9 protein-coding genes are annotated in these 11,781 nt (G+C 53.2%); 4 read left to right on the top strand and 5 right to left on the bottom strand.

All coding sequences use genetic code 11. The annotated features are described in order from the left end of the window. Positions 1–702, bottom strand: coding sequence for a response regulator transcription factor (locus P8S54_RS07265; RefSeq protein WP_281443854.1), 702 nt, complete (start codon positions 700–702; stop codon positions 1–3). Positions 703–1,092: 390 nt separating this feature from the next. On the opposite strand from P8S54_RS07265, the gene P8S54_RS07260 reads away from it, so the two are divergent. Then, positions 1,093–2,823, top strand: a complete 1,731-nt coding sequence (locus P8S54_RS07260) for a mechanosensitive ion channel family protein (protein WP_281443853.1) — start codon at positions 1,093–1,095, stop codon at positions 2,821–2,823. A 120-nt stretch (positions 2,824–2,943) separates the two neighbouring features. On the opposite strand, the gene P8S54_RS07255 is transcribed toward P8S54_RS07260, so the two are convergent. Then, positions 2,944–6,117 (bottom strand): acyl-[ACP]--phospholipid O-acyltransferase, encoded by a 3,174-nt coding sequence (locus P8S54_RS07255; RefSeq protein ID WP_281443852.1) that lies wholly within the window; start codon positions 6,115–6,117, stop codon positions 2,944–2,946. A gap of 103 nt (positions 6,118–6,220) precedes the next feature. Here P8S54_RS07255 and P8S54_RS07250 point away from each other — a divergent pair, with 103 nt between their 5' ends. Beyond that, positions 6,221–7,087, top strand: a complete 867-nt coding sequence (locus P8S54_RS07250) for a putative RNA methyltransferase (protein ID WP_281443851.1) — start codon at positions 6,221–6,223, stop codon at positions 7,085–7,087. Positions 7,088–7,193: 106 nt separating this feature from the next. On the opposite strand, the gene P8S54_RS07245 is transcribed toward P8S54_RS07250, so the two are convergent. Next, positions 7,194–7,400 carry a cold-shock protein gene (locus P8S54_RS07245; protein ID WP_009095703.1) on the bottom strand — a complete coding sequence of 69 codons (207 nt, stop codon included), beginning with the start codon at positions 7,398–7,400 and terminating at the stop codon, positions 7,194–7,196. 219 nt (positions 7,401–7,619) lie between these two features. Continuing rightward, a complete protein-coding gene (locus tag P8S54_RS07240) occupies positions 7,620–7,835 on the bottom strand; it encodes a TIGR02450 family Trp-rich protein (protein WP_009095705.1) in 216 nt (71 codons plus the stop codon). 128 nt (positions 7,836–7,963) lie between these two features. Between P8S54_RS07240 and P8S54_RS07235 the strand changes: the two genes are divergently transcribed. Further along, a complete protein-coding gene (locus P8S54_RS07235) occupies positions 7,964–8,443 on the top strand; it encodes a nucleoside deaminase (protein ID WP_281443850.1) in 480 nt (159 codons plus the stop codon). Positions 8,444–8,511: 68 nt separating this feature from the next. Further along, positions 8,512–10,566 carry a TonB-dependent receptor gene (locus P8S54_RS07230; RefSeq protein ID WP_281443849.1) on the top strand — a complete coding sequence of 685 codons (2,055 nt, stop codon included), beginning with the start codon at positions 8,512–8,514 and terminating at the stop codon, positions 10,564–10,566. A 121-nt stretch (positions 10,567–10,687) separates the two neighbouring features. Here P8S54_RS07230 and P8S54_RS07225 read toward each other — a convergent pair whose 3' ends face one another. Beyond that, entirely contained in the window at positions 10,688–11,689 is a 1,002-nt protein-coding gene (locus P8S54_RS07225; RefSeq protein WP_281443848.1) for an NADP-dependent oxidoreductase, read from the bottom strand. Positions 11,690–11,781: the final 92 nt, after the last annotated feature.

Here is an 11,781-nt window from a genome sequence, read left to right as displayed (position 1 = left end):
TTACTCGCGGAAGCGATAGCCCACCCCCCAGACGGTTTGAATAAATTCCGGCTGAGCGGGATCTGTTTCAATCTTGCCCCGCAGGCGGTTAATGTGGGTGTTGACGGTATGTTCATAGCCTTCGTGGCTGTAGCCCCACACGGTATCTAACAGTTGAACACGGCTGAATACCCGCCCCGGATGGCTGGCAAAGTGCCACAGCAGGTCAAACTCCCGCGCGGTGAGTTCGACCGGCTGCTCTCTTATAAATACGCGTCGGCGAGCGGGGTCGATACGCAGCCCGTCGGCGATCAGTTCATCACTGCGGGTTTCCACGACCGCTGCCGATGCCATGGCATCCACCCGTCGAAATAAGGCTTTTACCCGCGCAGCGAGTTCTGCAACGCTGAAAGGTTTGGTGAGGTAATCATCCGCCCCCATTTCCAGGCCCAGTACCCGGTTAAGCTCGGTGCTTTTTGCCGTCAGCATCAATACCGGCACATAGCCTGGGCCGGCACGGATCTCGCGACATACTGAAAGCCCGTCCATGCCGGGTAGCATCAGGTCGAGAATCACTAAGCCGATCCCGCCTTCACGAAAACGCGCAAGCCCAGTATCGCCTCGTTTACAAAGAATAGGGGTCATACCCAGTTCGGCCACGTGCATACGGACAAGCTCTCCGATACCTGGGTTGTCCTCAATAATCAGTACGTTTCGTGTCATAGGTTCCTGACTCTGGCCTGTAAGGAAGTGCTGCCGGGCGGATGGATTCAACAACCATCTTTGCTGCGCAATATCTTGCGAGGTCCACTGGGGAATAGAGTGTTGTAAATACAGTGTTGTAAATACAGTGTTGTAAATAAAGTGTTGTAAATAAAGTGTTGGAAATAGAGTGTCGGGAATAACGTGTTGGAAATGGATTGTATCGCGCAAAGTTCACAAATGTGTCACGGCCAGCCGAGCAGCCGTGCGCTGACGGCCCTTGCCTGATCAACGATGGTAGTCTGTACTTTGTCTAACCGACGCCATGGAAGGCCAGCATTAAATACAGGCTTATGGGTGGTCGTAAATGGTCAAACTGACACTTGGCTTACCTTAAACAATAAGGCATGTATGAAAGCAAATTACTCATGGCCCGTATGGTTCGTACTGGTAATCACGCTCGCTTTTTCTAGCCTCTGCGCGGCGCAAACTCAAGGAGAAGAGCGCGAGGATAGGCTGTGGTTCAGTGTTGATGAATTGAACGTGGGGTTGGGGGATGTCCCGGAAGACGTGAAGCGTAGAACGCCACGGGAAACAGTACGCAGTTTTGTCGAGCTTACCAATGAGAAGAATTATGCCGCGGCGGCCCACCTGCTTAATCTTTCTGACCTATCGGCGGATGAGCAGGCCGAACAAGGTAGTGAGCTGGCTGAGCAGCTGGCAGAGGTGTTTAAGCGCGGTGAATGGTTGAATGTTTCACGCCTTTCCGGGCGCCAGGATGCGGCCATTGAGGACGCCACTGGCCAGAACCCGCAGGCTGGGATGCCGCGTCGAGATATTGAAATTACCTCGCTTCAGGCCGGAGGCGAGGCCTACGATATTCGGCTTGGCCGCTATCAATTGCACGATGAAGACCCCGTTTGGCTGATTATGCCGGAGAGCGTTTCATCGATTCCCGTGCTTTATGATGAATATGGCCCCTCAATTTTGGAAGAGTATATTCCCGACCGCTTCAAATCGTCGTTCGGCATGTTGATGGTGTGGGAGTGGCTTGCTCTTCCTTTGTTCCTGCTGTTTATCGGTTTAGTAGGATGGTTGGTTTATGGCATTGTTGGGTTAGCGGCCAAGTTGTTGCCCTCCGGTGCCCAGAGTATCTTTGTTGCCCGCATTAAAATTCCCATGGCACTGATCGTTATCTCGCTGATTACGCAGACGTTATTGAGCTATGTGGTGTCTTTTTCTGCGGTGGCCACTACGACATTCCGCGTGCTGTTAATCGCTGTATTGGCATGGGGAATGGGCACCATAGCGCTTCGCCTTGTGGATACCATTATGCTGCGCTTAACGCGTCGGCTGGTGGGGGAAATCGATGACACCAAACCCAGAGACCAGCGCAGGCTGCTGACATCGCTTTATGCACTGCGTCGGATCATTATTCTCATCACGGTTATTGGTGTGACGGTCTATGTGCTGGGGCAAATCCAGCTCTTTGAGACGATGGGGCTCTCTATTCTTGCCTCGGCCAGTGTGCTGGCAGTGCTGGTGGGGATTGCTGGCCAAGCAATGCTTGGCAACATTTTGTCCTCCTTTCAATTATCGTTCGCGAAACCTATTCGCATTGGCGATCTGGTGATGTTTGAAGGCCGGTGGTGCTATGTGGAAGGGATCTTCTACACCTTTATTCGCCTAAGAGTGTGGGACGAGCGGCGGCTGATTGTGCCGGTTACTTATTTTGTTTCTAAGCCTTTTGAGAATTTGTCGGTCAAAAGTGCCAAGCTTTACCGCTGTTTGGAGCTAACGCTTCACCTGAGTGCGGACATCTCACTGCTTCGGGAGAAGTTTATTGAGTTTGCTGAAGCGGAAGAGTCGATTATCGAACACCACAAGCTACTGTGTTATGTGACTGCGCAAAATGGCACTGCGCAAACGATCTCCTGCTATTTGATGACCTCCGACCCGTTAGCAGGCTGGACGGCAGAGATGAACGTGCGTGAAAAACTCATGACGTTTATTCGTGATAACCATCCCGAGTGGTGGCCGCGTGATGTTGTGGTGATTAGCCATGAGGATATTGCGCGTGGAGAAGGCCAAAGTAATCCCTCCCAGGGAACGGGGCACGCTGCTGAAAAACCGCCTGAGTAGGGCATCAATACAAGCAGCAACCCATGCGCTTCATGGTTCGGCGATCGGCATTGCTAATAGCTATAAGCGTTGTGTTGAGGTGATTTAGGGCGGCTTTCACCGCCCTAAATCACGCTGAGGCTATGGTTCAGCTTCTATGTTGGCAACGCGGGAAGCGCTATCGAGAAGGGTTAAAAAGCCATCTTCATCGATAAATCCCTTATCGCCCGTAACGAACCAGCGGTGGCTATCGATCACTTTAATGGCAGCGGCAGTGCGCTTCGGGTCGTTTAAATACCCCTGCATCACTTGAGGTCCGCTGATCAATATCATGCCTGTCTCACCGGTGGGCAGCTCTTGAAAGTTTTCAGGGTCGACGATTTTAAAACTGGTGCCGGGCAGTGGCATGCCTACGGTGCCTGATTTTTTGCCGCGTTGAATATGCTGGTGGTTAATATCCATGGCATCAGGCAGGTTGACCGATGCAACGGGCGCGGTTTCTGTCGCCCCGTAGCCTCTGTAAATGGGCTTGTGGAACTTGAGCGTGAAGTCGTGGCATATACGCTCATCCCGTAATTCTGCACCGATAACCACGGCACGCAGGCTTTCCAGCATTAGCGGATGCACTTCTTGGCGGCTGTTCAGTAGTGCTAGAAAATGCGATGTGCCGAACATAATAGTGGCTTTATGCTTGGCAATCGCCCTTGCAATGCCGGTTGGGTCGTTAGGGTCGGCGTGACACACCAGCGGCAGGCCCTCTATTAGCGGCAGTAGTTGGGTGACCGTTAGCCCAAAGGCATGGAATAGTGGAGCCGACCCCATTACCACATCGTTACTCTGGGTGTTGAGTACATCAGAGGTCTGCTTGATGTTGGCCATCAGGTTGCGGTGGCTCAGCATTACGCCCTTTGGTTGGTCTCCTTCGCCGCTTAGAAACACAATGGCGGCGGTACGGTCGGCGTCTTGGTTGCTACAGAACAGGCGCTTAAGTACTCCCGCCGGCAGTAGACGAACGGTAAGCCAGGTGCTGAGGCGTTCAGCGCTGCCAAAAGCCGACTGCAGGTCTTCCATGTAGACCGCCTGAATATTGGTTAGCAATTGGCTGACGTTTAGCCCTTGTTGCTTAAGTTGTTCAACAAAGTGGCGCGAGGTAAGCACGGTGCTGACCTCGGCTTGGGCGAGTGCTGATGCAAGTGCTGTTTGGCTATCGGTGTAGTTAAGGTTTACCAGCGTTTTGCCAGCGAGGAGTGTTGCCATATTGGCAAGTACGCCAGTGCTACTGGTGGGCAACAATAACCCCACGTTTTTCCCAGGGGCAAGTTTACGAATACGTTTTGCTAATAGCAGGCTGGTGGTAAGCGCTTGGCTTGCATTGAGCGAGCGGCTGGGGTCCGTGAGTGCCGGGGCGCTTGGGTTACGTTTCACGCTGCGTATCCAGGCCTCGGATAGCGTGGGTAGCTCATCGACGGCATGCTGCCAGGAGTGGGTGGCCTGCTCAAAAATACGCCGTTTGAGCACATCGGCAGAGGTATCTTTCGCTAGCGGCTTGCCAAAGGCGACCACGACCGAACGGTGCAGAGGGGCGTTGCGTAACTCTTTATGTTTGCTAGAAGAGCGTGAAAACTGGCTACCCCATAGTCCACGTAGGTAAAAGGGGACGATGTTGACATCCGCGTTAGCCGTTTTGCAGGCACGCTCATAGCCGCGGCGGAATTCGCCCAGCTGGCCAGTGCGGCTAATGGCCCCCTCAGGAAACAGGCACACCACTTCGCCGGCGTTGAGTTGTTTAGCCACATCTGCCAGCGCATTTTCAGCTGCGCTGCCGCGTTCAATGGGGATACAGCCGAGCGCTTTTAGAAAACCGCGAAGGTACCAGCGCTGATAAACCGATTTCAGCATCACAAAACGCACGGGGCGGGGGCTGGCGATCTGTACCATGGCCCAATCCACCCAGCTAATATGATTGCCTAGTAGCAGTACGCCGCCTTGAGCGGGCAGGTTTTCCAGCCCGTGAACCTCGACACGGTAACGGCGCGTCAGCAAAAAACTCAGCAGAAAACGTACCAGGCTTTGCGGCAACTTTATGACGGTGTAACCGCCGCCCACCAAAGCGACGCTGGCAATCAGCAGTAGCAGGTAAAGGCTTTCTACACCCACTAATGCGAACAGTGCGGTGAGCACTAAAAAGCCCAGCATGGCGATGTTCTGAATCCAGTTATTGGCGGCTAGTACAGTGCCTAGCTCGTTATCAGCGGCGTGAAACTGTATCAGCGCATTAAGCGGCACAATAAATAGCCCGCCCATAATGCCAATAAAGATGAAATTAACGGCTTGGCCAGTGGGCGTAGCGAATAGCGGCAGGCACCATAGCCCTAACGCTACCCCGAGTGCCCCTACGGGAATTAAGCCGGTTTCAATCCGGTTGTGAGAAAGCTTGCTGGCAAGCAAAGAGCCCAGCGCAATACCCATACCGCTGGCTGCAAGAATGCCTTGCAGTACTAAGGTGTTATCAATGCTAAGGGCATCTTTAGCGTAGGCGGGGAAAGCGACTAGCAGCACCTGCCCCACCGACCAGAAAGTAGCAAGGCCAATAATGGAAAGCCTAATGACGGGCTGGCGCGCGATGATCCACAGGTTGTCTTTCAAGGCAGTGCCTTTGAGGTAGCGCTGCCAAGTTAGCGGTTTATCAGAGCGTTGGGTGTTATCCAGCGGGAGGCGGTAAAGCGTCGCGACTTGGAGGATGCTATTAAGCACTAGCAACCAGCCCAGGGGGGCTATTTGGCGTAACAACTGATTTGGTGTTTCGGCATCAGGCGACACCCAGCTTTCAAACAGGGCAGTAAACGCCACGGTGCCTGCCAGAATAGCGCCAATGGTGACAGCTTGGATCAACCCATTGGCTTCCGCTAAGCGAGGTTTGCCGAACAACCCTTTCACTAAGCCGTATTTAGCCGGGGAGTAGAAGGCCGACTGAATCGCCAGCAGTAGCGTCATGGCAAACGCTAGCCAAAACCACCCCTGGTAGTAAGCAGTGGTGATGCCCAGTGAAACTGCTACGGCCGCCCAAGCGGAAACGCGTAAAATGCGCACCTTTGGGTAGCTATCCGCCACGTGGCCTGCCGGGCTAAAGAGCAAAATAAACGGCAGTAAGATTAATCCATTCACTAGCGTAGTGAGCACGACCTGGGCGGTGCCGTCATAGCTTTTGAAAATTGTATTTTGAATAACGATTTTATGCCCTAAATCCACAAAGGCATTTAGAAAAATGGCAATCAAATAGGGCCAAGCGCCCGCAATACGCAGTAGTCGATGCATGGTGTGTTAGCCTTTACCGTGTTTAAGCGTCATCGCATTTTCTGCGTTGTACTTTCCAAGCCGCATGTTTATTTACTCTTTCTACTTCAATGATGAAACGCCTATGAGCATAACCCCTTTTCAAGCACTGGCTTGCCCCTTGGATGGCGAGCCGTTAGAGATGTTGGGCGGTACGTGGCGTTGCACGGCAGGGCATAGTTTCGACATTGCCAAGCAGGGTTACGTTAACCTGTTGCCCGTACAGCACAAGCGCTCCCATGATCCCGGCGACAGTAAAGCCATGGTGGCGGCTCGCCAGCGGTTTCTTAATGGTGGCTACTATGAAGCTATTGCAAAAGCAGTAAATAGTGCGGTGGAGGAGCACCGCGCGGGCTCCGGTTTGCCTAATGCACCTTATAGCTGCCTGGATGCGGGATGTGGTGAAGGATACTACCTGCGTCACTTGGCAAAAGCGGTACCCGGTTCCGTGCCTTTATCATTAATGGGGCTGGATATTTCTAAGTGGGCAGTGTTAGCCGCCGCCAAGCAGGATACGCTTCAAGCAAGTTGGGTGGTAGGCAGTAATGCCCATTTGCCGGTGCAGTCGGCCACGCTGGATTGTGTTCTGAGTATGTTTGGCTTTCCCGTAGCAGGTGAGTTTGCCCGTGTGCTCAAGCCAGGCGGACTGCTGTTGCAAGTGGAGGCAGGGCCAAACCATTTGCGCGAACTGCGGGAAGTGATCTATCCCACGTTAAAGCCAGAGCGCTCTATGGAGGCAAGCGTGCCTAAAGGCTTTGCACATCAGCAAACCCTATCGCTTTGTTATGAGTTATCGCTTGAGGGGGCAGAAAGGATAGCTGATTTGCTGGCCATGACACCGCATTTGTATCGGGCGAGCGCAGAAGGGCGTGCACGGGCAGCAGCGCTGGATACACTAACGCTAACGGTAGATGTACGCTTAGTTGCTTACTCGCGTGTGTCAGTCGCGTAGCTAAAGCGGGCACCCAAAAGGCGGGTGCCCAAACGCAACAAGGCCCGCATAAGCGGGCCTTGTTATTCAGACTTTTGAGGGTCTGAGCAAACTCTAAAGCTTAGGCTTAGGAGATTTGCTTGATGTTAGAAGCCTGAAGGCCTTTCTTACCCTGGGTAACGTCAAAAGAAACGTTAGCGCCTTCTTGAAGGGTTTTGAAACCGTCAGACTGAATTTCAGAAAAATGAGCAAAAAGGTCGTCGCCACCGTCAGAAGGAGCGATGAAACCAAAACCTTTAGTGTCGTTAAACCATTTAACTGTGCCAGTTGCCATTGTCTAGATCCTTTCGCGCTAATGCGCCGTAATAAAGTTCCTGGTATTACCCAGATTTAAGTAGCGGGTGAAACAAGGAATACAATATCAGGCTGCCGAAAAAGATCGTACACTTCTGAAACCATGCCGCTTGCTAACCAACTGACGCTACAGTGCCACGATTTAGACGCGACGTCAAAGCCTTTTATGTTTATTTTCTAGGCGCGGCTATGTCGACGGCTACTTCCATCCCATCTTCCAGGTGGTGTCGTCTTTAAGCGCTTGCCATGCCAGCGTGATCTCACGGTGGGAGTGAACTGCCTCCAGCACAACATGCTCCACCGTTTCTTCTTCATTCCGCAGCAGTTGCGTCACGATAAAGTGTTTTTCTCTATTTTGAGGTATGACGGCGGTCCATTTGCTGTGGTGCAGTTTGTTAGGGTTAATAGTGTTCATTACTGTTACCGATGGCATTGTTAGTTAAAGTGGTAGAACTTTTGCCACTATAGTGAAACATGGTGATAGTCGGTTCAGGTAAAAAATAGTCAAGCGCACGTTACGTTCGGTGATAAGGAGAAAGAGTAATGGTGGCAGCGCATGAGATGAGGTTTCTTGAGCGCACGGTTGAGCTTGCAAAAGAGGCGTTACACAAGGGTGACGAGCCTTTTGGCAGTGTACTGGTTAGTGCCCAAGGCGAGATCCTCGCGGAAGAGCGTAACCGTATTGCTGGGGGAGACGCTACGCAGCACCCAGAGTTCGCTTTGGCTCGCTGGGCGGCTAATCATCTGTCGCCAGCAGAGCGGGCTACGGCAACGGTGTACACCTCGGGTGAGCACTGTGCAATGTGTGCCGCTGCCCATGGGTGGGTGGGGCTTGGGCGAATTGTCTATGTTAGCTCCTCCCAGCAGCTGGGAGTATGGCTGGCTGAACTGGGTGTTGCGCCTCCCCCTGTGGCAACGCTTTCTATCAATGACGTTGTGCCGGGGCTCGCTGTAGATGGCCCCGTGCCCGGGTTGGACGCTCAAGTTCATGCACTGCACCGCCAGCGCCACGGCGGGCAATAGAGCCGTTTCAACTCAGTCAAGCGTGAACCACCAAGCCATCATCTGTTTCAATATTTATTGGGAATGCCATGAAAAAAATGCTGCCCTCTTCGCTACTGTTTGCTGGTGCTGTGGCTAGCGTGCCGGTAATGGCACAACCCTCTGCTAATGTGAGTGACACAACAACACTGTCCACAGTGGAGGTGAGCGCCCCGCGTTTGGCACGTGAGCTTTACGCTACCCCAGCGGCAGTTTCCACTCTGGAGCGAGAGGATATAGCCCAAGGGCAGCAGGGTGTCAGGCTGGATGAGTCGCTTACGCGGGTGCCCGGCGTGTTTTTGCAAAACCGCGATAACTTTGCCCAGGGGCAGCGTATTGCCATTCGCGGGTTCGGAGCCCGTGCCCCGTTTGGTGTGCGTGGCATCACGGTAATGGTAGATGGCATTCCTTATACCCTGCCAGATGGGCAGGCCCAGCTAGATGCGATTGATTTAAACAGCGCTGAGCGTATTGAGGTGATTCGCGGGCCCTCCTCGGTGCTTTATGGCAATGCGGCGGGTGGGGTAATTGATGTCACCACCGCCGATGGTCGCGATAACCCAGGCACACGGCTTAGCGTAGGTGCGGGCAGCGACGGTTACCAAAAAGTGGCGCTGCAGCAGGGGGGAGCCCAAGGAGACTGGTCGCACCATGTGAGTCTTTCGGCACTCAAGGTAGACGGCTACCGTGAGCAAAGCTCAACTGAAAAGTACTTGCTGAATGCCAAGCTGCGCCGTGAGTTAGGCAGTGAGCGGGCGTTAACAGCCATTATCAATTTGCTTGAAAACCCACGTTCAGAGGATCCGGGGGCGTTGAACGCCAGTGAAGTTTCGAGTGGGCGACACCAGGCGGCCCCCAATGCCTTAGCACTGGACGCCCGGCAGCGGGTTGATCAACAGCTGATTGGCCTACAGTACGAAGACTTAACCGCGGGCCCTGGCGAATTTTATCTTAAGGGGTTTATCGCCCGGCGCGACTTTGAGCAACAGTTGCCCTTTGTAGGCGATAGCCGCTTGGGCTTTCAGCGGGACTATGTTGGCGTCAGCAGCGAATATCACCACGACATCACCTTGGGCGGCCTACCGCTAAACTATATTGTGGGCGCAGACGTGGCGCGCCAAGAGGATGAGCGCTTTCGTAACAACGTTAACGCTCAAGGTAGCGTTGGTGAACAGTCGGCGGCAGAGACTCAAACCGCGATCTCTACCGGGGTATTTGCCCAGGGTGATTTGGCACTGACCGAGCAGGTGACGTTCTCTCTTGGCGCCCGCTTTGACCGCGTGGAGCTGAAGGTGGATGACCGCTATTTTGAAGATGGCGACCAAAGTGGCGAGCGCACCTTTAACGAGTGGAGCGGTTCGGCGGGGCTTAGTTACCGTTACCGTCCACAGCATCAAGCCTATATCAATACGGGTACCGCCTTTGAAACGCCAACCTTTGCCGAGTTTGCTAACCCGGCAGGCGGTGGTTTTAACCCTGCTGTGGAGCCACAAAAAGCCTGGAACCGAGAAGTAGGTCTACGCGGCTATATGGCGCCATTGGCGATGGATTATGATTTGGCGCTATTTTCAGTACGGGTTCGTGATGAACTGGTGCCTTTTGATGAAGGGGGCCGCACCTTCTACCAAAACGCTGGTGATACCAGCCGCGATGGCCTGGAGTTGGCGGTTGGTTGGCAACTTGCCGACCAGTGGCGCTTAGATAGCGCTTTAACACTGGCGCGGTATGAGTTTGATAGTTTTGCCACCCCAAACGAGCGCTTTGATGGTAAACGTATTCCAGGCCTACCCGAGCAAACCTGGATGAACCAGCTTACTTGGCAGGGGTTGGATGAACGCTTTGCCACGCTGGAAACCCAGTATGTTGGTGACCTGGTAGCGGATAACGCCAATGAGACAAAAATTGATAGCTATTGGCTGGTGAACCTACGGGTGGGAGATGGTTGGCAGTTAGGAGGCGATACGCGCTTAAACGCCTATCTAGGAGTTCGGAATCTGTTTGATGAAACGTATTATGACAATGTGCGCTTAAATGGCACTTTTGGCCGCTACTATGAACCCGCCCCAGGGCGCAGCGTATATGGCGGGGTGGAGCTTAGCTTTTAAAGAACGGTTTTTAAAATACGGTTTTTTAAAGGACGTTTTTTAAAGGGATGGCTATTACATATAGCGTTTAAGAAACAGGGCAGCCCTAGGGTTGCCCTGTTTGAGTCTATGCTGTTGGGTGCTACGTTAGCTTGACTAACATTTTACCGGTGTTGCCGCCTTCAAAAAGCGCTAAAAATGCATCAGGTGTGCTTTCAAGCCCTTCCTGAACCGTTTCTTTATAGCTGATGCTGCCTTTTGCTACTTGCGGCGCCACTTCGTTGAGAAAGTAGCGGTAGCTGGCCCAGTGATCCGCCACAATAAAGCCCTGCATTTTGGCTTTACGCACCACCAGTTGCGCTAGGTTACGAGGGCCAGGGGGCGGCGTTTCTGCATTGTAGCTATCGATCATGCCGCAGACAGCAATCCGCGCGCCTTCATTAAGCTGGCTTAGTGCAGCCTCTAAGCAGATGCCGCCAACGTTCTCGAAATAGACATCAATACCGTTGGGGCTCGCCAGCTTAATAGCATCGCTAAGTTCTTGAGCAGTGCGGTCACGATAACTTACCGGCTCGATACCCAATGACTCCAGCCAAGCAAGCTTATGAGCTGGTCCTGCAATGCCGACCACGTGACAGCCTTTCGCTTTAGCAAGCTGAACCGCCAACGACCCAACAGCACCGCTGGCGGCGCTGACCAGCACGTTATCTCCTGGTTTGCACTCGGCGATGATATTTAAGCCTGTCCAGGCGGTCATGCCAGGCATACCTAAGACGCCTAAATATGCCTGCTCTGGCACATCGATATCGGGTAGTGGGGTGACACCCTCTGCAGAAACCTGGGCAATATCTCGCCAGCCCCCCATGTGGCTGACGGTATCTCCTATCTTGAGGCGAGAGTCGTTGGACTCGATGACTTCTCCTATAGCGCCACCTTCCATGGGTTTGCCAAGCTCAAAAGGTGCGATATAGGTATGCATGCCGGTCATTCGGCCACGCATATAGGGGTCAACCGACAGCCAGTGGTTGCGAATGCGTACTTCGCCTTCGCCGAGGGCGGGAAGTTCCTGGTGTTCCAGCGAAAATAGTTCGCGCTCGGGCAAGCCGGTGGGGTAGCCAGTTAAGGTGAAAAACCGTGATTGCATGTATGCCTCCTGCTGATGCGAAGTGAATCTCCTTCTTGCAGGATAGAGACTGTTAGCATGCTCGCAAGTTCGCCATGAAGAAATAGGAGGGC

Origin of the sequence: Halomonas sp. M1 (assembly GCF_029581375.1) — a bacterium.
Taxonomy (GTDB): domain Bacteria; phylum Pseudomonadota; class Gammaproteobacteria; order Pseudomonadales; family Halomonadaceae; genus Vreelandella.
Note: the sequence above shows the minus strand (reverse complement) of the source record. Positions and strands in the feature narration are given on the sequence as shown.